At 34.7% G+C, this 22,082-nt stretch carries 17 protein-coding genes; 6 read left to right on the forward strand and 11 right to left on the reverse strand.

Features of this window, described 5'->3' with window-relative positions; all coding sequences use genetic code 11:
* Window position 1: 1 nt before the first annotated feature.
* The 10 genes from QPK98_RS12260 to QPK98_RS12305 all read right to left on the reverse strand — a co-directional run bounded on the left by QPK98_RS12260 (window position 2) and on the right by QPK98_RS12305 (window position 14,687).
* Complete coding sequence (locus tag QPK98_RS12260; protein WP_310993746.1) at window positions 2–1,450, reverse strand: PglZ domain-containing protein; 1,449 nt, start codon at window positions 1,448–1,450, stop codon at window positions 2–4.
* Entirely contained in the window at window positions 1,443–4,211 is a 2,769-nt protein-coding gene (locus tag QPK98_RS12265; protein WP_310993748.1) for a DEAD/DEAH box helicase, read from the reverse strand. Before QPK98_RS12265 ends, QPK98_RS12260 begins: the two co-directional genes overlap by 8 nt.
* A gap of 1 nt (window position 4,212) precedes the next feature.
* Window positions 4,213–5,523 carry a type II toxin-antitoxin system HipA family toxin gene (locus tag QPK98_RS12270; RefSeq protein ID WP_310993749.1) on the reverse strand — a complete coding sequence of 437 codons (1,311 nt, stop codon included), beginning with the start codon at window positions 5,521–5,523 and terminating at the stop codon, window positions 4,213–4,215.
* Window positions 5,523–5,873: a helix-turn-helix domain-containing protein gene (locus QPK98_RS12275; RefSeq protein ID WP_310993750.1), complete on the reverse strand. Its 351-nt coding sequence runs from the start codon at window positions 5,871–5,873 to the stop codon at window positions 5,523–5,525. Before QPK98_RS12275 ends, QPK98_RS12270 begins: the two co-directional genes overlap by 1 nt.
* Window positions 5,874–6,029: 156 nt before the next feature.
* Window positions 6,030–8,630 carry a DNA methyltransferase gene (locus QPK98_RS12280; RefSeq protein ID WP_310993752.1) on the reverse strand — a complete coding sequence of 867 codons (2,601 nt, stop codon included), beginning with the start codon at window positions 8,628–8,630 and terminating at the stop codon, window positions 6,030–6,032.
* A gap of 9 nt (window positions 8,631–8,639) precedes the next feature.
* Window positions 8,640–12,299: a DUF6079 family protein gene (locus QPK98_RS12285; protein WP_310993753.1), complete on the reverse strand. Its 3,660-nt coding sequence runs from the start codon at window positions 12,297–12,299 to the stop codon at window positions 8,640–8,642.
* The gene (locus QPK98_RS12290) at window positions 12,296–12,712 is read right to left on the reverse strand and encodes a hypothetical protein (RefSeq protein ID WP_310993754.1); all 417 of its coding nucleotides are present in this window, start codon (window positions 12,710–12,712) and stop codon (window positions 12,296–12,298) included. Before QPK98_RS12290 ends, QPK98_RS12285 begins: the two co-directional genes overlap by 4 nt.
* 160 nt (window positions 12,713–12,872) lie before the next feature.
* Complete coding sequence (locus QPK98_RS12295) at window positions 12,873–13,049, reverse strand: hypothetical protein (protein ID WP_310993755.1); 177 nt, start codon at window positions 13,047–13,049, stop codon at window positions 12,873–12,875.
* A gap of 58 nt (window positions 13,050–13,107) precedes the next feature.
* Window positions 13,108–14,145 carry a helix-turn-helix transcriptional regulator gene (locus tag QPK98_RS12300; RefSeq protein ID WP_310993756.1) on the reverse strand — a complete coding sequence of 346 codons (1,038 nt, stop codon included), beginning with the start codon at window positions 14,143–14,145 and terminating at the stop codon, window positions 13,108–13,110.
* Between the two features lie 326 nt (window positions 14,146–14,471).
* Entirely contained in the window at window positions 14,472–14,687 is a 216-nt protein-coding gene (locus tag QPK98_RS12305; protein WP_310993757.1) for a hypothetical protein, read from the reverse strand.
* Window positions 14,688–15,068: 381 nt separating this feature from the next.
* Here QPK98_RS12305 and QPK98_RS12310 point away from each other — a divergent pair, with 381 nt between their 5' ends.
* The 3 genes from QPK98_RS12310 to QPK98_RS12320 all read left to right on the forward strand — a co-directional run bounded on the left by QPK98_RS12310 (window position 15,069) and on the right by QPK98_RS12320 (window position 17,462).
* Window positions 15,069–15,545 (forward strand): hypothetical protein, encoded by a 477-nt coding sequence (locus QPK98_RS12310; protein WP_310993758.1) that lies wholly within the window; start codon window positions 15,069–15,071, stop codon window positions 15,543–15,545.
* Window positions 15,546–15,846: 301 nt separating this feature from the next.
* Complete coding sequence (locus QPK98_RS12315) at window positions 15,847–17,121, forward strand: bifunctional DNA primase/polymerase (RefSeq protein ID WP_310993759.1); 1,275 nt, start codon at window positions 15,847–15,849, stop codon at window positions 17,119–17,121.
* Window positions 17,118–17,462 (forward strand): hypothetical protein, encoded by a 345-nt coding sequence (locus tag QPK98_RS12320; protein ID WP_310993760.1) that lies wholly within the window; start codon window positions 17,118–17,120, stop codon window positions 17,460–17,462. The genes QPK98_RS12315 and QPK98_RS12320 overlap by 4 nt, the downstream gene beginning before the upstream one ends.
* A gap of 148 nt (window positions 17,463–17,610) precedes the next feature.
* Here QPK98_RS12320 and QPK98_RS12325 read toward each other — a convergent pair whose 3' ends face one another.
* The gene (locus tag QPK98_RS12325) at window positions 17,611–18,243 is read right to left on the reverse strand and encodes a TetR/AcrR family transcriptional regulator (RefSeq protein ID WP_310993761.1); all 633 of its coding nucleotides are present in this window, start codon (window positions 18,241–18,243) and stop codon (window positions 17,611–17,613) included.
* Window positions 18,244–18,326: 83 nt separating this feature from the next.
* On the opposite strand from QPK98_RS12325, the gene QPK98_RS12330 reads away from it, so the two are divergent.
* The 3 genes from QPK98_RS12330 to QPK98_RS12340 all read left to right on the forward strand — a co-directional run bounded on the left by QPK98_RS12330 (window position 18,327) and on the right by QPK98_RS12340 (window position 22,082).
* Window positions 18,327–18,743 (forward strand): LIC_13387 family protein, encoded by a 417-nt coding sequence (locus QPK98_RS12330; protein WP_310993762.1) that lies wholly within the window; start codon window positions 18,327–18,329, stop codon window positions 18,741–18,743.
* Window positions 18,740–19,876: an FAD-dependent monooxygenase gene (locus tag QPK98_RS12335; protein WP_310993763.1), complete on the forward strand. Its 1,137-nt coding sequence runs from the start codon at window positions 18,740–18,742 to the stop codon at window positions 19,874–19,876. The genes QPK98_RS12330 and QPK98_RS12335 overlap by 4 nt, the downstream gene beginning before the upstream one ends.
* A 1,450-nt stretch (window positions 19,877–21,326) precedes the next feature.
* Entirely contained in the window at window positions 21,327–22,082 is a 756-nt protein-coding gene (locus QPK98_RS12340) for a hypothetical protein (RefSeq protein ID WP_310993764.1), read from the forward strand.

Consider the following 22,082-nt stretch of genomic DNA (forward strand, 5'->3'; position numbering starts at 1 on the left):
TTTAGATTTCAATAAAAGGAATTAAAACTTCAAGCAGGTGGGCTCCACCATGGGTGACTAAAGTGTCTTCTGACGAGAAACTTAGATTGTCTTTAATATAGATAGATTGATTTTCCGTTGACAAAGAATCTTTTAATTCCGGATTGTTTGCAATAAAATCCTCAAACAACCATTCCTCTGTGTATTCCAAATGTCTTTTACTTCTGCTTCCGGATTGTTGCGTTCCTAGTTTTTCGCGGCCCTGCAAACCTCGCCATCCTTTTGCTTGTATATTCCCGTGATCGGTGGTTAAAAATACTGAAAAGCCTTCTTCTTTAAGTGTTTTTACCACATTGTAAATATCGTTGCGCTCAATCCAGTTTTCTGTAAGATCAAGGAGGTCTTTATAGTCTGATGAACTGTGCATCTTTTCATCGAGGTCTTTAAAGACAATGGCAAATTTTGTTATGCTTTGTAGATTTAACAGATCAATTTTTTCGTGATTGTATCGAATCTGAAACTCATTGATCCCTTTAGTTTTCCAATAGTTTTTCCAAAGTCTTTCTTCGTTTGCTGGGCCTTGCCTATATTCTTTTTGTGGAGTTTCGCCTCTAAAAATGGCTTGTCTGGAAAGTTGTGTAATGGATGGAAGCCAGGAGTAGATTACATCTTCACTTTTGGCATTTGGCAGTTTATTTTTTAATACTTCATATTGCCAAAAAGCAAGGCCATCAACAACGACAAGGGCAACTTTCTTCTCTAGGAAATTGGAGCTAAGATATTCCAAGATTTTAGAAACAATCTTAGGGCCTTTTATCGCATTTGAGTTTTTGGTTGCCTGATAAGAGGTTTTAATGTTTTCTTGAAAAGCAGTATTTGTTTCTCCTAAAGACGTAATCAGTGTTTCTACTTGCGAAGTCCTAATTGATTTTAGCACAGCCTTCGAAATCATTTTGCACACCTCCGACCAATTGATTGGCTCAACTTCAAGCCTTTTATCCAAGGTGTCGATAAAAGCTGGAATATCAAAACTGACTTCAGGCGCTGGCATTCGCTCTTGACGAATTCTATCAATAAGCTGTAAGGTTTCTATCCTATTTAGGGAGATGATTTGTTTTTGACTAAAAAGAATGTCCAATATTGATATTTCTATCTTTCGGATAGAAGGAATATGATACCCTCCAAAGTAGGTTTTAAGATCAAAATCAATAGCCGTAGCTGTCTTTGTTATATCTTCTAAATAATCTGTATTATCCTGACTGAGGAGTAATAATACTTCGTCGTCTTCTCTAAGCTCAAACTCTACACGTTGATGAATTTTGGTTCCTTGAACTACACGAATTCCATAAGTTAGTAAAGTGCTTAAGACTTCTTCGCGACTCAAAAACTTATCTGTGTTTTCAACAAGAAGAACTTGGGAAGAATACTCTTTTAAATCTTGAACTATATGTTGAATAATCCCTTTAGCCATCCACTCGTATGCTTAGTAATTGTTTAATACCAGGAATAACCCTATTGTCCATTTTAAAATCTCTCATCCAATCTTCTTGTTGCTTTTCGAGTTTTGAAAGCTTGGATAGGCGAATGTTTTCTATCCCTATTTTATCAATTCTTGATTTCTGAAAATTAAATGAATTTATTCGGTTTTCTTTTTTAGCAGATATCTTGCTAAAAACCTCCGCTTGCAAGTTTTGAAAAACCACATATAGGGAATCATTTAAAGTTTTCTCTATTTCAGAAATATCCATGTCGGATTGCACTTCTTCTATTCGGAAGTTGGTTGTACCACCTATCAGCCTATTCCAAATGTCATTGGCGTAGGCACTATATTGTTTTCCAGTGTCGGATAGAAAGAAAGCTTGATATTGGGTTTTGTTTTCAAAACCATTCTTGGCAGTTATTTGCCAAAGACTCCAGTAACCCGGAGTTTCCTGGCCAAGTTCTGAGGTGATGACGGGAACACCATTTTTATGATCAAACTCTCCTAAACCATTCAATAATTTCTTAACCCAATCGTGTTGTAAACTAAGATGCTCTATACCTGGCTGATTTAAGGACACTTCGGAATCGAAAGTAATCTTTTTGGAAGTGTTCTTTATATGCACCTCCGAATAACCGGCTTGACTTTTAATAACACTACCATTTTGAGTAATAGTGTATTGTTCAATTAAAGCTTCCAACCAATAGGGTAGCGGACTGTGTTTGATTTCTGCTGCTTTTTTAAAATCGATTTCAGATTCATCTACTTGAGGGAGTATTCTTTCTGTACTTTTATAATCTTTTAATTTACCTTTAATCTCGTGTAACCACTGATCACTGGCAAAGTCGAATCGCTCAGGATTTAAGAGGCTTTGCAAATACAACTTATTGACTTTTTTCATATCAATTGCAGAATCCAGGACATCGGTAGTTTTATCGATTCCCAACTGTTCAATTATGTTGTTGAGTTTTTCCTCTATCACTTCATAAACTCGTAAATCCACACTGTTGTTGGTGAGCATATTATAAGCCTGGACTTTTTTCTTCTGCCCAATTCTATCTACCCTTCCAATGCGCTGTTCTATCATCATTGGGTTCCACGGAAGATCATAGTTTACCACAATATGACAGAACTGCATATTCAGTGATTCTCCCGCTGCATCAGTAGCGACCATAATTTGAGACTCATTCTTAAATTGCAACAGTGCTCTTTTCCTTTCGTCTAAATCTTGTCCACCGTGGATAAAAGCTACTTTGCTTCCCTTTTTACGAAGGAAATCACAAAGCATTCTTTGCGTGGTCCTAAACTCAGTAAATACTAAAATCTTTATGTCGGGATTATTATTCTCACGCTGTAGTTCTATGATTTTATTGTATAAAGCCTCAGCTTTTGCATCGGTCTCAGTATCGATACAATCTTCTGCTTGTACTATCAGTGAAGAAAGCAAGGCTTCTTCATCTTCAAAACCTCGGGGATCATACTGATATATTTCGTCAAAATCAATATCCTCTCCATTATCATCAGTTAGGTTATCAACCTCAGCGGCGTAATCTTCCATCTGGTTTTCCTCTCCCAAGCGCAGTCTTTCAAGCCTACCTTTCATAGCAGAAAGTATAGAAGCAGTAGAGCTACTCACCAGTCGCTGAAACAAAATCATAATTAAACCTGTCGCATTGTTTTTTGTCCGTTTTGCCGTATTGAATCCTTTTTGCACGTAGTTGGTCACAGCATCGTATAAAGCCATTTGCTTTTGATGCTTGTTGATATCCAAAAACACATCAAAGCGATGGGTTTGCCGTTCGGTAAAAAGCTTTTTACCATCGTAATCTACTGCGAAGCGTTTTTCTGTACGGATTACATACGGTTCCAATTCCTCAATATCAGGCAATCCCACGCCAGTAAAAGCATCTGGATCTAAAAGTTGAAGTATTCTTCTAAAATGATCTTCTTTTCCTCTATGAGGTGTGGCCGTGAGTAATAATACATTCGGAACACTATTGCAAAGCTCTTGTGCTAGAATATATCTTGACACCGTGGCATTCGCACCTCCCATTTTATGGGCTTCATCAATTATTACCATATCGAAATCTGCTTCCAACACAGCAGCCATTCTGTATTTGTTGTATTCATCTACCCGTTCTTGCGACCAACCTTGTCGTTTTTCCAAAGGTTTAAGTGCGTCGGTAGAGACGATTATTTGGTTGTGTTGGGTCCAGAAATTAAATTCCTCATCTGCATTGATAATGGAAAACGTACGTGCCATTGAGGTTATCATTTCTGAATCGTACAGATGAAAAACCTCATTAAAATGATCTTTAAGTTCACTTTGCCATTGCATCATAGAGGATTTTGGCACGATAACCAAAGTTCGTTTTATGTCACCTCTTATTTTTAGTTCTTTCAGAATTAAGCCGGTTTCGATGGTCTTTCCCATTCCCACTTCATCCGCCAATAAAAAGCGATTTTGCTGAGATTGCATCACCTTTTCCAAAACCAAAATCTGGTGCGGCAATGGGATTAAACTGCTTTCGTAAGGCGCGAGAATATTTTTCTTAGCTACTTCATCTTTAATTTTTGCTGCAATAGAAATAAACCGCAAATAGGCAATTGAGTAAATGGATTCAGGTTTCTCCAAATCTTCATAAGGCACTTCTAGAAAACTATTATCTTCCAAAAGCCGTATCCAGGCTATGCGTTGCCCGAATACTTCCTTCTCCCCAACTATTTCACAGGATTTCCCTTTATATAGCATCTTATAAATCTAAATTTAATAATGTTTTAGAGATTGCCTTTCTCTTTTCTGGATTTACTTTTACACGTTTAGCAAACTCATCCCAACGATTTACTACAGCGTTAATATCATCAATTATTTCCGCTGCCTTTTTTATATTCATTGCCTTTGCTACGGTTAACAAATCCTGCTTTGTAATCTCTTTTCGTTTTCCATTTATACTCAAAGCATGCTGACTTACCCAAACACTATCGGGTCGGTATGCGTGGCAAATATCATAAGCTGGTGCTAATTCCCAATCCATTCCCTGTTTTAAGCGAAAAGCAAAATTCTTTGTGTGATCGTCACAATTTCTTGCAATAACATTGAAAACCATTCTTCTAAATAACTCTGTTGCTTGAGGATAGGATAACCTTAGCTCGCGCATGGTTTGAAAAAGTTGCTCGTAACTAAAACTCGTGACTTCATTAAAATCAAAGTGCTTCATTGCACACCAAGTCTGAATGTGGTGTTTGGTTGTGCTGCCTTCCCGATCAAAACGTTTAGTCATAAAATGTGCTCTTCCATTCTCTTCAAGCAAACGCGACTCCATCATATCAATTCCACATTCTTTTGCCATTAAGTAATATGCCATTTCTATTCTACCATAGCCTTTAGTTTCTCCAACCTGCACGTCACTAACACCGTCTAGTTTTATTAACCAATGCTCAAAACCCTTTGGAGCACTGGTTTGTCCAGATTTCACTTCACCTGTTTCTTCATTAAATGCGATAACTGCTTTTGGTCTTGCGCCACCTGCGGAGGTGCCAATGGTTATAATTTCTTTAATAGCTTGCTCGTCATTCCGTTGAATGTTTGTTTTAAAATCTTCTCTTTCGGAAATCATTTTTTGAGCTATATCTACTAAACTCTGAATTTCAACTTTGAATGTTTTCTTCGAATTATTTAGCTGCGTGGGTTCAAATTCTAAGGCACCCATTCCTCTGGTTCCTATAAAACACAGCATTTCTACAGGGTTCATACCTTCTGATGAACGTCCTTGTTGCGCCAACCAAATATCAATCAACTGATTTCCATATTTATCTGGTAGGACATCTGCTAACAAGCCTGGCAAACCTTTAAATGTATTGAATTCACTATTGCGTTGTAGACGTAATTCTGGAAAAGAAAAAATGGTTCTATTTTGGGAAACTGGCATTTTAAGTGGCGCCAATTGCCAATTTAAGGGGGTAAATTTTGGTGCGTACTCAAATGTTCCTAATTGCTGGCTTTCATCCCAAGCAACAGCACCAACTGTTTCTCCCCATATTTTTATAAATGCCGTTTTTATCATTACCAGTCGCTTTCCGTTGTGTCTGTCTCTTTTGTACTACTGGCTCTTTTTCTTTTTGCCTTTTCCAATTTTGCCAATGCTATGGGGCTTATTTGCTTTTTAATTAGAAAATTATCCATGATATATAAAAGATCTAAAACCCGAAGCACCTGTAAAAAAGTTGTAAGGGTAACTGTTTTACCATTTTCTAATAAACTTAAAGTAGAACGACTAATCCCTGCTGCACTTGCAACTTCTTGTTGTGTTTTATTCTGATTTAATCGATGCTCTTTTATAAACGTGCCAATAGCTTTGTTCAATGCATGATCGCTCATAGCATTCCAGTTTGGTGCGTGTGATAAATCAGTCATAGCTCCAGTGTTTTATTATTAATGTATGATAACTCACTCAAATATACATTAAAATAATTTCATTCATCATGTGCTATGTGCTATTTATCATACATAAGGAGCTTATCAACCCTTTAACGTATGATAAATCATTCATAAAAACAAGAAGAAGTAAATTTAAATCCTTGAGCTGGCTATATCATAAAACTGCAACAACACCTCATCTTCCATCAATAGATTGTTGGGGATGCGGTCACCTACACTGACAATAGTTTTAAAATCCTTGTCTTGGTAGCATTGTTTAAATCCAGCACGCAAGGCTTCAACCCGTACTTCTTTTATTTTGGCCCGTGGATTTTCAATTTCTTTTTTATAACCTTCAAACAATCTTAAGAGACGTGTGTTTCGAAGTTTTTCTAAGTCTGCTTCGTTTTCCGGATCTGGTGCATACCATTTTCCTTCGTCGTCTTTTAAGAAGTTTTCTTCTAGGATGGTTGCCAGTTCTGGAATAACATCTCCTTTTCTAACGCCAGCTAAAGCTTGCATCCATTGCGGTTGAATATCTTGGTAAGTTAAATGTTCTTTGGATAATAAATTCTTTAACCATAATACGCCATCTTGCTCGGTAGAAACTAATAGCGACAACTGTATAAACTCTGGGTTTTCTTTTTTCTTTTTATCGTATTCTTGTACTTGTTCATTGGTAAAGAACATCCCGTCGCGTTCGATAAAACGCTCGCGTAAGCCTTGCTGAAATTTCCCAGCATCAATTGGAACTGGTAAACCTCTTTGAACATAAAATGCGATTAATCTATCGAATAATATTTTTGGGCTACGTTCTATAATTGCAGTAGTAGAATTTCCTGCCACTAAGTGAATTGGTAAATGATTTAAATGTTCTTCTACGAAATCCCAGATTGAAACATTTGAATTTTTATTTTGATTGAATTTCTTGTCAAACTCTGAAGATGGCTTGTAGCATGATATTACTAAATCTTGTTTAACTGCTGTTGCTGTCGTTACTGTTTTGAAAGTTCCTTGCTTTCTATCTAAACCTGCAACATTTGAAATTATAAAACCAGCATTTTGTATGGAGGTTTGGATTCCATTCCAAATAGCAGCACTCGTATTACTAAATTCCACAGTCATCCATTTTCCGGGTTTAAGAACCCGAAAGTAATTTCTAAAAGATTCTGACATTAAATTTATATACTCAACAAAGCCTTTTCCATGGCCTGAATTCTCTATTGCTTCTTTTGAAATATTTTGATACACCTTCAACCAGTCTTCGCTGATGAAGTTTAGTTCAGAATAATATATATTTGAGCCGAATGGAGGGTCTGTAAAGATATAATCAACTGAGTTAGCTTTAAAATTCGGAAAATCCGTAGCTGATTGGGTAGTATTTATTGATAGATTTTCTGTCCACGTTTTTATTTTCTCCGCTTTATATATGTCCCTAAATTTACTCTTAATTAAGGGGATTGCTGATCTTTCAATTTTTAATGATGGAATATATAACGTACCACTTAACCCACCCGTACCACCAAATCTAAATCGATTTGTCTGAGTAGCTCTTGAAATTGAAGCAGTTAATATAGGAAGGTGTTTCAAAAAATTATCACTTTGAACAATTTTATTATAGAAAACTCCTAAAGTAATAAGGTTTCTTCGAGTAAAATAATGATAGGTATGTGTCATACCTAATTTATCATTTCTTCTTGATTCTTTACCTTCCATCATTCTCGATTTCGGGAGGAATAAACTTTCTGTAGAGAATGTGTCGATTCGACTTAACAATTCTTTATCAAAATCGTTTAAAGACTTCTTATATCTTTTTGTCCCTACAGAGTATTCAATCATCACTGGAGTGTCAGCAGCTTTTCTGATTACAGTATCTTGATTCTTATCAAAGATTGAGGTAAAACTTCTCTCCATTCCTCTTCTAGAATTTTGATGACCACAAGATTTACAAAGAATATTAGTAGATGAAATCTTCTTGTTTTCATAATCGACAACAGCATCCCAATAAATTATTTGGCCTTGACAACTTTCACATAAAAAAATATCACTCCAAATTGTATTATCTATAAAGCCCTTTATATTTTTCGTATGTTTCGTTTCGTACATCCACGAAACTTCTTGCCAAGTTTCTTCTATTATTTTATTTAATTCTTTTTTAGTAGAAGTTGTTTTCTGCCGTGAATTGAAGTTATGAGAGATTAAAGTTGCTATTGGACTTAGATCTCCAAGTATGGAATGTCTTTTACCATAATTACGTATTCCATTGGGATTTTTATTATCTGATATGAAGGATGCAGCCACCCCAGTCATTCCGGTTCCTGCAAATCCATCAAATATAATATCGCCAGGCTGCGTGTAATGAAGTAAATAACGCATTATGGCAGGATGAGGCACTTTTGTATGGTAAGAATGGGCATTATAAATTGGATTGTTCTTTCCCTCACTGACATCTGCTGCATAAGGCTCTGTAACTTCAAAATCTGCGTCACGCTTTCCTTCTTTTTCCAATGCTTTTTTCTCTTCTTCCCATTCTGCCACAAAATCATTAAGCCAAGGATTTGGGCAAGCTGTATAAAACGGTGGATCTGAAAGATTTAAAATATCTTCATCTTCCCCAATAGGAAAACCATCCATTTTTTTTAGCTCTGGCAGTTTTTTTCGTAGCTCCTCCCGGAAGTAGGTTCTGCGTTCTTCTTCGGAGTTAAAAGTTTTTCCTAGAACTGTAATTTTATCTGAAGTATCTGTATTTGGCATAGTAAATCTTTATTTTAATATAATTCTAATACTCTCTCGCTTCTTACCTATAGAAACACTATCTATATAATCTCGAAAGGCATTTATAGCCTCATCAGGCGTTAAGGGTTTATTGAACTTCGATTTCATTCCCTCCAAACTCAATTCTATTTTTTCAAGACCTTGGTGCAAAACCATAATTGCTTTACGTATGGCGAGGGCATTATCTTTTGTTAATGTAATAGCATCAGCTTTAAATGCAGAAAGAAGCTTTTGTTGCGAATCTCCTAAAAGACTCATATTTTTCTTGACCACAGGATCTTCCAAAGTTTCTTTTAGAGTCTCTACCCATTTTTCTAAAAGATCGCTTAAATCTGTTTTAAGCTGTTTAACTGATAGACCTTCCTGGCCCACATATTCCAAAGGATTAAAATCTTGGTAGGGAGCGGTTAAAATCAGGTTTTTATTAACCTTATTATCGGCAGGCTTTAAACTAGCGAGTTGGCGCTCTAGGTCTGCATATTGACCTGTTGATAAAAAATCTGCATCTTTTAGAATATCACAGATATTTTTTTCCTCAGAATCTAATAAAGCTTGCTTTTGGGTATTGTCCCGCTCACTAATTCGATACTTTAAATACGTAGTTAGATACCAATCCGCATAATTCTCCTTGTATTGGGTAAGCTTTGCTTTATAGGTTTCCATTTCCTTTGGATTATTTGAACCCACTACTGTTCCGAGCTGATTTAATGCATCGGTTATTTCCTTCTTAAAGTTATCGTCGGTGATATATTGTCTTGATTGCTGCAAATAGGAAATATCAGCATTAAGGACATCCAAGGCTTGTAGTTTCTTTTCTAAGCTTTCTACTTCAATTTTTATAGGAAGAAGACTGTTCAAATCCTCCACGGAGAACTGGAAGTTTTTAATCCTTGCTTCGGAAGTATAGTTAGCAAGTTTATCACAAAACCTAGAGAACTTTAAAAACTCTCTTTCATATTTTGCTGCATCTGATGGAGATACTATTTCAATGCCATGAAAAATAAAGCCACCTTGTATTTTATTTGATAAAATGACAGTGCGTTTAGCCCATTCACTGGCAGCATTCACCAAGCTGGTATAAGTAGAAGGATCTCTGAGATGGTTGCTTAAATCTTTCCCTAAAAGGCTTACAAACATCATTTTTAAAGCTGCCAGGTTTAATCCTTTAGGTGGCTTTATATGGGTGAATGAAAAGAAATCCTGTTTATCAATATTCTTTAGCTCTTGTAAATTGGTAGAATTGATAGTATTACCAGAGGACAAAGTGATTTCTATTTCTCCCAAGGCAGCCAATGTAGCCATAACTACAAATTCCAATTCCGCTTCAATTTGAAAATCTTTGGAAAGCCAGAGGTTGTCACTTTTATCTACATATTCAATAATTTCGTCTCTATTTAGTACTTTGCCTTCGCCTTTGTCTTTCAGCATCTCGAGCAAACTTTTTGCATAAGGAGAATGACTGTAGTCTAACATTCCTGGCACCCATAATCCTAAACCTGATAAAATTCCTTCTCCATCCCTGGTTGCTTGATCAGGGTTTGCAATTTTTGTCAATGCTTGCTTTATCAAACGGTCAAGATTGTCTTTGGTTACACTGGTGTTTAGTTGTGTGAATTTAGGATAGTGAGGGCGATCATTCTCAAACCATTTTTCTAGGACAGTAGAGGTAACTTCAGAAAACACTTGTTCTTTACTGGAGCCAGTTCCAGGCAGGGAATATCCGCTTAATGGAGTTTCTTGACCTTGATAATCTACCTTAGTGGTTTGTACATATTCTTGATCGAACAAAACTCTAGCCCTTTTATTAAACTCATCGATTTTCTGGCCGTAGATAAGCTTTTGTGAAGAATCTGCTCGAACCTCTAGCGCCAAGGCGGCGCCAAATAATACTACAGCATCTTTAAACTCTTGGGATAGACCATCAAAAACAAAATACACTTCATCTTCTTCGTGATTTCGACCTTTCTTAGACTGATCAAAAATAGGCATGAAATACATATAGAAATGCTGTCGTGGCTGGGTAGTTGACTTTTCGTTTGGATTACCGAAGAAAATATAACCGTCTCTATACGTTTTATGGGATTTCCAATCAATAGAATGCTGCCATATTCTAAATCCAGTGCGGTATGTGTTATGGTCCAACGGTAAGTTGACCTCAAGGAATTTAAAGAAGTATTCATCTTTTTGAGAATCGGCCATGGTAGCGGCATAATCTTTAATTTTCTGATCAAAATTGATTCCACCTTCGATCCGTAAATGAAATTCATCGTTTTCAGCATTCCTGTCAAAAAACTGACCTGAGGTTGCTGTAATAATTTGTTGGGCAGAAGAGTCTATAATGTCTATAAGGAAATCTCTGTCTGATGCTAAGGGATCTGTTAAACATAGATCATCTACTAAATGCTCGGCGTTGGTGCCATTTTGATTTTTCAGTTCCTGTTGCAAAGATTTAATAGCACAGGCATTGACAATTCGTTCAGCTACAGGTTTTTTAGAGGCTCTAACTCCTATGAAATGGGAAGTGATTTTATCGTCTATAGTATCTGTAATTTCTTTTATTCTTCTAACATCAGGAATTGCCATTAGATCCTGCTCTTTTTTCATGTCATCCCAATAGCGATCATAGGTAAGCAATCCAGGATTTTCAGCAGGAACCTCCTGTTCTAGCATTTCAGAAAACTGTTTGGATAGCGTTTTTAAAATCTCACGTTGGCTTTTTCCTATTCTTATTTTCTCGAAGTTTTCAAAGTAGGTGGGGTGTACTGGAAATAGATCCACATAGTCCTGAGTACGTGCATGCATATCGGTAAAGAATTTTAGAAATGGATCTAAGTGTTCTTTCACCTTTTGTTTTTGATGCTCGGTTTTACTTAAAAGACGGTTTTTCACTATAAAGGCCACGTCGTCTTTTGTAATAATGATATCCTTATATCTGTCGTTTACTTTTTGAAGCATTTCGGCAGCAAATTGAAATTCAGAAGAATGATATATCATTTCCTGCACCCCAAAGATAAATTTGAATTTTGAGCCATCACAAGCCTGTCCTAAAGCCTGTAGCACTGCCAAATCTTGATTGAGTTTATCGGCAGCACTACGTCCTTTCAAGTATGCGAGCATTTCATCAATAACTATTAAGAATCCTTTGTCTGGGAATTTTTCTTCAAATTCAGCCATCATCAATAAGAGCTTATCGAAATATGGTTTTGGTCCGTGACCATCAAAGGAAAAGGTAACACCTATTTCACTTAGGTAGTTTTCAATTTGGTATGTTATCACCTCCCAAAGACTTTCGGTATTCCCCAATTCAAAACGTAAGACTTTAAATTTTCCGGCAATAGCAGATAAGTTCTCTTTTGGTTTGGGATCATTTACGAGCTCGATTAAATTTTCATCTTCTGCTATTAAAGAAACCAATGACATTAAATGCGATTTCCCCGTACCGTAGTTACCGACTACTTGCAATCCAAAAGATTCTCCACTTTGTGTAAAGTCGAGATTCCTTATCATTAGCGGAATAAGGTGGTCTTTAAAAGTCTCTGAGAAAACGAATGTCTTTATCAAGGATATTTGATAATCGGAATCTTTTGTTCGGCTAAACTTCACAATTTCCGTTATTGGTTCGAAGTTTATTAGTTCTTTATATTTCATAATGTTAAATGACTTATATCTTTTAAATTAATTTCTACACCTTTTTCTTTGGACAAAAAGTACAGGCTTCTGTCTTCAATCTCTCCATCCCAATTTACAATCAAGGTAGTTCCTCGGGAATGTTTCTCTAATATTGATTTTAAGTCAATTTTGAGTTCTTTTTCCATCAGTATTCCAATATTCTTTATGGCTATATAATTTCTAAGATCCTCAGAATATTTCAGATTCAAATCTACAATTTCATCAAAGACTTTGGAAGTTATTAATGGAAGGCTTTTTTCTTCTAATTCACCTCTTAGTCTTTTGGAAAGCGACTTTCCAATATCAACATAAGGAACATCTACAAAATCATTTTTGACTATAATTAGCCTATTTCGTGGGTGGGTTTTGATAAAATGTATTATGTTTTTCATTTATTTAAATAAATATTGGTCTTCATTTTAGAAAGAGTTTCAGTTTACTTAATACTCCATCATTCCCTCACAGTGCTCTTTTAGTTTGTTTTTTAAACCCTCTGGTTTTAGTACTTCCAAAACTTTTACATAAGATAATATCTATTGGAGTATATGATGATTAATTTCCACTAACCATACTGTATTTTTTATAAATATAAAGCCCATCCATATGGCTTTTGAATTCTTTATCTATTATCTTTTTATACTCCGAATCAAAAAAATGAATGGCAGTATTGGCGCAATTAAACATATAGCTGGCAAGTAGTATCAAATTATCTTCGTTTTTTACTTTCATATCCCTATTATTCAATTTCTGCAAAATAACAAAAAGTGGTTGCAGATTAATTGCACAGTCAGTTATTGTAATATTCTTGCATTTGTGCTGTGTGCTCTTTCATTTTTTCTTTTAAACTATCCGGCTCCAATACCTCCACATCCTTCCCATAAGAAAGTATCTGCTGTATCAATTCCAAATTAATTACGGTTTCAAAAAACACCTGATCTTCTTTTCCTTCTTCGGTAAACTCATCCCAGTACGGATGGATGGGCTTGGTTTTAAAATATTGTAATCGCTGAGGTGAAAAACGCAGCACGACTCTTTCTGCCTTGGGCTCATCTTGAGTCACGCTTTGTTTTCGTACACCAACCATTTCATTAAAAAAGCTAGTCCAATCTGTTTTATCCTTTATTAATCCTGCATCTTCAACAGTCTCGAAATCCTTAAGCCTTTCATCTAAAGGAATACTCCATTGATTTATATTGGCCGTTTCATTATAGCCAAACACAAACCATCTCTGGTTATATTGTTTTAAAACATAGGGATGGAAAGCGTATTCTTGAGTCTCGGTACTTCCAAAACCTTGAAAAGTTATCTTTAAAACATCCTTATTCTTTATCGCTAAGAACATTGGTTTTAAATGGCTTAGACCCTCATACGCCTCGTTTTTATCGTAAAACAGAATCTTGTGATAATCGGGTAGGGTAGTAGCACCTTCTTCTTCTTGGAATAGAACCAAAGCTTCCGATAGCTTATCGTATTTGGGATGGCCGTCATAACGTTCCAATAATTGTTGGGCAGCGTCTATTAAATATTGTTCGTAAGGCAAGAGGTGTTTTTGCGCAATAGAGAAATTGGGATTGGAATAAATATAAACGTCTTTCCCATTTACTTTTTTCACCTCTAAAGGCGCCCCAAAACCAATTTTAGCATCACGAAACAAACGGATATCTTCTCTTAGTGTGCGAACCGAAATTCCTTCACCTGGATAAACCGCTGCAACTTTTAAGTTGACTTCATCCATCAATTCTTGGAAGCTCAAGGGTTTCTCCCTTCGGCGGAAACTTTTATCTAGAATATTGTATCGGTAATGGGCGTGTTTACTGTTGGACATTATTGGTTGGTCAAAATTGGAATCCCAAATATGGGGTATGTATATCTGTCTTTTTACGCTATAACAGTGTGAAAAGAGTGATAATTAAGACTCAAATATACAAATTGTTTTGTGAAAGCTTTAACAGTTTTGAGGTCAATATATATTAGGTTGGTTATCAGGTAAAATCATACTAAAATACCAGACTGTGAAGGGAGGTTTTTTGGTTCTATGTTGATTATAGTGGGCATACCAATGTCTGTATGATCTATAAGGGGTATATTGATAGGATTTACAGAATCCCCGCTGGCGCGAGCGCGTCGCTCGTGTTTCACAATAAACAAGGTTCAAGAAACTCTCTCGGCATTCCCTAAAGACCATGGCTGACCAAGAAATCCAATTTCGTCAATTTCAATAACCGCATCAAGCTCAGCATAATTTCTGGCACTACTGTGCTTCCATTCCCAAGGCTCAGTAACCGGAGCAGCATTTACGGGATTATTGTGGATATAATTAAATTTCTCTTTATTCATTGGAGCGCTCCATAACTCAATAGGCTTCATGCGTAAATACGTCTATCCAATTGATAACCGCGAAAGAACAAAAATATGCAGCACTTGGATTGTAAAACCTGTCTGCCGACAGTCAGGCTTATATTTTCTACTCATAAAAGTTTAAATGTTAGTTAAAGATACTGTAATTTTATTTTTTGTAATTTGATTGTGGATGTAGGATGGAGAAGGCACGAGCGTGACGCTCGCGCCAGCGGGGGATTTGGGTTGGTTTTTAACATTAAATGGTTGATGTTAACATTTCATTTGGTTTATAAATAGGATTCGGGTACATTTGAGGTTAAATCAGTATAAACTGTAGTGTCCATCAGGGATATACGCCATGTTTTATGGAAATGAGGTTTATATGATTGTTGGGCATAATTTGAAAAAATGAGAGAATTTCAAGAAAAAGTATCAGAAAAATACCGACATCACAGAGATAACTTTCGTGATTGCTATACTTATATCGAAAATTATGGGCGAAATAAATATAAAAGTGGTAATTATCTAGATTTTGTAGCTAAAACAACAAATGCAACGGAAATTTGTCAAAATGAAATAGCGGAACTAATAAAACAAGATTATATAAAATCCAATGCTAACAATTTTAAGGTTCGACCTACAGTCAAAAATTCAACCGATTTTTTAAGAAAAGAAATTTTAAAAAAGAATGTACAGCATAGTTACAATAAAAGTTTAGAGCGAGCACTTTATGAGCTTTTACAAACAATTCGGGATAATATAATTCATTATGGAAAATTTGAAGTTTCTGAAAATCAATATGAACGTAATTTCGTATTAATAAAAAATGCTTCAATAATAGCTAATAATCTAGTTAAGCAAATAGAAAAATTGGAAAAAGAATGAATTACGCAATTTATAAAAAAAACTATCCAAAAAGCTGTAATCTATTCTTTGAATGGTTGGCATCACAAGATGCAATCGATTACGTCGACAATGCTTGGTTTTTTTATTTTTTTACCAACTATTTTGATTGGTGGCCAAGGTGGTTCATTATTAATAATGAAAAGCACATCCGAGAATTAATAAAGATTTATCCAAACAATTATAATAAAGCCGAAAACGAAATACAATTATCTGTAAATAGTGAAAATGATTATGATAAAGTATTCAATTGTTTAGAAATTTTATTAAGCAAAAAACTGATATGACCGAAATTGAAATTTTAGGAAAACATTTGTTCAAACTAGGTTTTAATATCACTTGTATTACTAACTACATTACAGAACATAATTTTTATGATGCGAATATCCTCAAAGGTCCTTACCACGAATGGAAGCATCTCAAAAATACACGACAAAAAATTGAAGAACTTGAGAGTTATGATTGGAATAATGCTGTTGGAATTGGAACGATAGCTGGATTTGAAAATCTACATATTTTAGATATTGACGGTTGTTCCAATTACGGATTTATTGAGGATTTATTAATTATTTTAGGACTTCCAAAAAGTTATCAATGGGTTGTAAAAACTGGGAGTTTAGATGGATATCACATATACTTTTTTTCAGACTTAATTGAAGCCTTGGAAGAAGACCAAGTTGCCTCATCATATCCACCTAATTTAGATAATACAGCTTTATTTGAAAAAATAGAATTACTATGGAGTACACATATTGTTCTACCTAATTCTCTACATAAATCTGGTTCAAATTATAGTTTTACCAATTGTAAATTTCCAAAAGAGAAACCAAATTTTGTAGATATCAATAAATTTAAAATTATTGAAAGCCTATTTTTAAATATCTCGGAAATTGAAAAGAAGAAAGTATATTTCTCACTTTCAAAAGAAAAACATAGAAATGTCAAATTACCCAACAATATTAACTTAATTGACCTTTCGAAAATAGAAGAAAACTTATTTTTCTTATTTGATATAGAAACCGATGGCCTAATAAAAAACGGGGAAATCCCTAATATTGTTCAAGTATCTTGGATGATAATGGACACTAAAGGAGTTGTTTATAAAAAGACTACAGAATTAGTAAATTCAGATTTTAACGAAAACTCTGATGCGTTTAAAGTCAACAAGTTAAACCCTTCAATCATTAAAAAGATTGGAAAACAACCTTCGGATGTTTTTCTTGATATGACTTATGACTTAAAACATTGCAAAATCATTTCTGCTCATAATTTAAAATTTGATATGTCTATTCTCGAAAACGAATTTCTCAAATATCAGATTGACTTTAATTTCGATTCTTTGGAAAAATTTTGCACAATGGATTTTGGCACAGAACTGTTATCAACTGAACTAAACCCAGAGCCGAAATTTCCGAAATTAACAGAGTTATTTGAACACCTTTTTAATCACAAAATTAAGCAGTTCCATAATGCCAATTCAGATGTTACGATTCTTGCTAAATGTGTTAAAGAATTATTATACAAAGGGAAATTAGAAAAGCTTAAAAACATTGTATGAAAAGAGAACAACATCATACTAACCAAGAGATTTTGAATGGACTAGTTGAATCTTGTCTAAATTTTAATCCCAGTTATTTTATTCCTCATTTGCTATCTAAAAAAGTAATCACAGATTGGCCAAATAAAGTAAGCTTTTATATATTTTATAAATATATGCTTCTCTGTGCAAAAGAAAATTCGGTCGGACAATTAACTTTTAAAATTGAAAAACCTAAATGGGAAAAGGATAAATTAATTGAATATTATAATTTATATGACAGTAAACATAAACACTCTCGATTATCAATTGTAGTGAAAAAATTTGACGAGAAAATATTTTTAGATACAATGCCATTCTGAAAAAAAACTGTGGGCAACACCGTGTATAAATAATTACTAGGTTCTCGCCTACTTACGAAAATCCTCGCGGATTTTCTATTTGGTTTGTATTTGCTAAATTAGTTGCTGAAACACGCCACTAATCATACACAAACACGTTTCTCTGTAATTAAAAATCACCCGATACTGAAAGAATAGAATGATATTCTTTTTGACCTTTTGAAGTTAAATAAGGAAAAATTGCTTGAGTTAAAATTTCCGAATATATTGGGATTACTTTTTTTGTAGTCTTAGAATTATAAATTTCAACATCAGAAATCCAAAACTCACTTAACATCTGAAAACGCTTATACAAGTTTTTATATTCATTTGGCAATATTTCTTTTCGCATTAAATCATTTTCAATTAATAACTTAAAAATCATTAAAAACTGCTGCTCTCTGTGAGTAGATAATTCAGAATAATGAGTTTTTATCTTTTCGTTTTCACGCATAATTTGAACAAAATCAAGAAGGAAAAAACGATATTCATAAAAATTGAACATTATTGTTTGAGAAATACTTACTAATAACTGGAAAGGGTTTTTAGGCTCTTTAATACAAGACATACTACTGTCAATATTTTGTACCAATTGAAAATACAAAGCCTCAATAATATCTTCACGCTTTTTGAAATGATAATTTAAATTCCCTTGACTTATTTCCATCTTATTGGCAATTGTCCTAAGCGTTACTTTAGACAAGCCAAGTGAATTAAATAATTCTAAAGAAGTGTCTAAAATTATTTCTTTGGTTTTTTTCATCTTACAAAGATAAATAAAAATAGTAGACTTGACCTAAAAACAAAATAAATTAGTACTTTTGACCTAATTTTAAATTAATAGAAATGAAAGTTGAAAAAATCAGCAGTAAAATAGCCAGTTGGTCGTTAATATTCGTTGGTATCGGTCACACAATTACAGATTTAACAAGTCCAAAAACGGAATCACAAAATGATTTCATCATAAAAATGAAAGAATTCCCTATAGAAGTTTTAGGAAGTGAAACCAATATATTTTCCTTTCATCAAGGTTATAGTTTAATGATGGGATTATTACTTTTTGGTTATGGACTATTAAATATTCTGATTTTGAGAAACAACCAAGCGTCAACTATTCCAACTAACATTATAATTCTTAACAATATAATTTGTGTAATCTCATTCGTTTTATCAATTAAATATTTTTTTATTGTGCCAATTGTATTCACAGGCATTGCACTTTTAGGATTCGCAATTTCATTAATTATTAAACTTAGAAAATGAAAATCTCAATAATAGGTGCAGGAATTGGAGGGTTAACTTCTGCCATTGCTTTAAAACAAAAAGGGTTTGAGGTAGAAATATTTGAAGCATCAAAAGAATTAAAAAAGGCAGGTTCTGGTATTAATTTAGCAATTAACGCAATGCAGGTTTTTAAAAGATTAGGCATTTATAATAAGATTTCGGCTTTAGGTAGTTATACAGATTCTATGCTTATAACGGATGAAAAACTAAATACAATTACCAAGGTAAATTTAGAAAACGCAGAACTTGAACATAAGGTCAAAACATATGCTATTCATAGAGCCACTCTACATAATATTTTGGTCAATGAATTAAATGGCATAAAAATACATTTAGGCAAAAAAATAAAGTCATTAAATCAAGTAAAAGATGAAGTAAATTTCACTTTTGAAGACGACACTTCATACACTACAAATATTTTAATTGGTGCTGATGGGATTCATTCTGTGGTTAGAAAATCAATCATTGACAACACTGAAATACGAAAAGCGAAACAAGTATGTTGGAGAGGAATAGTAAAAATGGATATTCCAAAAAAATATCAAGCAGAATTGAACGAGTTATGGGGAAAAGGAAAACGTTTTGGCTTTGTTAAAATTAATGAAAATGAAGTGTATTGGTACGCACTTGCAAATTATAAAACTGACTATAAAAAGGAATTTTATAATGCTCATTTGGAAGAATTGTTTTCAAATTTCAGTCCATTAGTTAAAGAAATAATATCTACAACAGAAAAAAGGAATGTGATTTTCAATGAAATGATGGACTTAAAACCAATTTCAAGTTGGCATTATAAAAATGTATGTTTAATCGGAGATGCATCTCACGCAACTACACCAAATTTAGGGCAAGGTGCTTGTCAAGCCATTGAAACTGCTTTTGTAATTGCAGAATGTCTATCAACTGAAAACAGTACAAATTTAGCATTTCAAAAACTCGAAAAAATTAGAAAAAAGAATGCCGAAAAAGTTATAAATACAAGCTGGACAGTTGGTAGAACAGCTCACTTAGATAACAGAGTTGGAATCTTTTTCAGGAATAACATTATGAAATTAATACCAAAAATAATCACTGAAAAAAAATCAACTTCTATTTATAAGCTGAACTATTGAAAATAACTACAGAGAATAACTAAGCATTCCCCGATAAAAATCGGGGCAGGCTGTGTGGCCGGTACTGCCTGTCCCGACTTTTCGGGAACCGAACATGAATGCAGTGTTGACTAAACCGGCTGTTAGTCGATTAGCCACTATGGGGATTGGTCTGGTTTGGGATGGGTTTTCAGGAGTTGGTTGTTCCGGTTTTGGTTATATCGGACTCTTATACTTCTCTGTAATAAAAGAACACGTTGCTTTTTGTAGTTTTTTTACTCTGTTTTTTAGTTCAACGCATTGGAACGCGATGTAATCGCGCACCAGCGGGGGGATTTACAGAATCCTAATAAATCCTTATTGCAAATGGAAAATGAACGCTATCGCGTTTTTCATTTTTTTGAATCCATAAGGATCTACTGAGAGTATATTGATTGGATTCACAGAATCCTAATAAACCCTCATTGCAAATGGAAAATGAACGCTGTCGCGTTTTTCATTTTTTTGAATCCATAAGGATCTACTGAGAGTATATTGATTGGATTTACAGAATCCTAATAAACCCTCATTGCAAATGGAAAATGAACGCTGTCGCGTTTTTCATTTTTTGAATCCATAAGGATCTACTGAGAGTATATTGATTGGATTTACAGAATCCTAATAAACCCTTATTGCAAATGGAAAATGAACGCTGTCGCGTTTTTCATTTTTTTGAATCCATAAGGATCTACTGAGAGTATATTGATTGGATTTACAGAATCCTAATAAACCCTCATTGCAAATGGAAAATGAACGCTGTCGCGTTTTTCATTTTTTATTTCCATCCACTTACAAAAGCGAGCTTTTGACGTTGCTGGAAATAAAAAATGATCCAGCTCTGCTGGATCATTTTCCGTTAAGTCGGGATGACAGGATTTGAACCTTTGGTGTATTGTATTGGTTTTCAGTGATTTGGAGTCTTATTTTAAAAAAGGGAACCAAAATGGGTACATTTATTTTGATGAACATTGAATTGATTTAACACCCAATTCGGAATAAATATACAAATTATTCGGAGTTTTTCTAGTGTAGGGTTTATTGGGGTTTGTTAATCTTTGAGGAATTCATTGACGGTCTGGACTTTTATTCCTGTGAAAACGGCAAATTCTTCTGCGGTGATGAACTGATGGGGCTGTTTGTCTAAATGCTCTCGAATTTGGTGTAGGAGTAATCTGCCGTAGCGCTCACTTCTGCCAGTGATGCGTTGGACGTCTTTTGGGAATATACACACTCGGTTTGACTTCATAATACTTTTTTCATACACTATCCATACTGTATCTATGCTTTATCTATACCCTATCCATATTTGAAAATAGCTGTGTTTTACCGGAAGATTCGGTAAAAAGGTACGTATTCGGAATGGGTGGCAGGTCAAAATCGTGTGTTAGGATAAAAATACGGTGTTTTGTTGAGAACTTAAAATTATATTGTAATGGCTAGACAAAAAGGTATTATCAAATTGAAAGGGACTATTGGCGATATTTCCTTTTACAAGACGAGTGACGGTCATTTGGCCCGGGAAAAGGGTGGGATCGAAAAGAATCGTATTATGACGGATCCTGCATTCCAAAGAACGCGTGAAAATGGTTCTGAATTTGGACGTGCGGGAAAAGGTGGAAAGCTTATTAGAAATGCCATTCGGCTATTATTGCAGAATGCGAAGGATAAACGAGTGACCAGTAGATTAACTAAAGATCTGGTTGCCGTGACAAAAACGGATCCTGTGAACGCAAGGGGAGAGCGAACTATTCAAGATGGTGATTTGGGGCTTTTAAATGGTTTTGACTTTAATATTAGAGGGAAGTTGGGTACGACTCTTTTTGCTCCCTATGATGTTGCTTTTGATCGCGTGACTGGAGATATTACGGCAGATCTGGACCCTTTTAGTCCGTTAATGCGTATTGCGGCACCGGAAGGAACCACACATTTCCGATTGGTGATGGGGGGAACGGAGTTGAATTTTGTGGATGAAGCTTTTGTTTTTGAAATGGATGACTCGGGTATTTTGCCGTATACTGCTCCTGATACGGCTTTAATAAATTTAGCAGCTGTATTGACCCCTGCTTCAACTTTACCTGTACTCCAGGTATTGGGGGTGGAGTTTTACCAGGAGGTTAATGGACAAATGTATCCTCTGAAAAATGGGGCTTTTAATGCGCTGTCTGTTGTGATTACCGATACCCCATAA

The sequence above is a fragment of the Aequorivita marina genome (assembly GCF_031631895.2).
GTDB classification, from domain to species: Bacteria; Bacteroidota; Bacteroidia; order Flavobacteriales; family Flavobacteriaceae; genus Aequorivita; species Aequorivita marina.

Coding starts and splice junctions, on each gene's coding strand:
- QPK98_RS12260 (WP_310993746.1), bottom strand. CDS start 1,450: ATGGCTAAAGGGATTATTCAACATATAGTTCAAGATTTAAAAGAGTAT.
- QPK98_RS12265 (WP_310993748.1), bottom strand. CDS start 4,211: ATGCTATATAAAGGGAAATCCTGTGAAATAGTTGGGGAGAAGGAAGTA.
- QPK98_RS12270 (WP_310993749.1), bottom strand. CDS start 5,523: ATGATAAAAACGGCATTTATAAAAATATGGGGAGAAACAGTTGGTGCT.
- QPK98_RS12275 (WP_310993750.1), bottom strand. CDS start 5,873: ATGACTGATTTATCACACGCACCAAACTGGAATGCTATGAGCGATCAT.
- QPK98_RS12280 (WP_310993752.1), bottom strand. CDS start 8,630: ATGCCAAATACAGATACTTCAGATAAAATTACAGTTCTAGGAAAAACT.
- QPK98_RS12285 (WP_310993753.1), bottom strand. CDS start 12,299: ATGAAATATAAAGAACTAATAAACTTCGAACCAATAACGGAAATTGTG.
- QPK98_RS12290 (WP_310993754.1), bottom strand. CDS start 12,712: ATGAAAAACATAATACATTTTATCAAAACCCACCCACGAAATAGGCTA.
- QPK98_RS12295 (WP_310993755.1), bottom strand. CDS start 13,049: ATGAAAGTAAAAAACGAAGATAATTTGATACTACTTGCCAGCTATATG.
- QPK98_RS12300 (WP_310993756.1), bottom strand. CDS start 14,145: ATGTCCAACAGTAAACACGCCCATTACCGATACAATATTCTAGATAAA.
- QPK98_RS12305 (WP_310993757.1), bottom strand. CDS start 14,687: ATGAAGCCTATTGAGTTATGGAGCGCTCCAATGAATAAAGAGAAATTT.
- QPK98_RS12310 (WP_310993758.1), top strand. CDS start 15,069: ATGAGAGAATTTCAAGAAAAAGTATCAGAAAAATACCGACATCACAGA.
- QPK98_RS12315 (WP_310993759.1), top strand. CDS start 15,847: ATGACCGAAATTGAAATTTTAGGAAAACATTTGTTCAAACTAGGTTTT.
- QPK98_RS12320 (WP_310993760.1), top strand. CDS start 17,118: ATGAAAAGAGAACAACATCATACTAACCAAGAGATTTTGAATGGACTA.
- QPK98_RS12325 (WP_310993761.1), bottom strand. CDS start 18,243: ATGAAAAAAACCAAAGAAATAATTTTAGACACTTCTTTAGAATTATTT.
- QPK98_RS12330 (WP_310993762.1), top strand. CDS start 18,327: ATGAAAGTTGAAAAAATCAGCAGTAAAATAGCCAGTTGGTCGTTAATA.
- QPK98_RS12335 (WP_310993763.1), top strand. CDS start 18,740: ATGAAAATCTCAATAATAGGTGCAGGAATTGGAGGGTTAACTTCTGCC.
- QPK98_RS12340 (WP_310993764.1), top strand. CDS start 21,327: ATGGCTAGACAAAAAGGTATTATCAAATTGAAAGGGACTATTGGCGAT.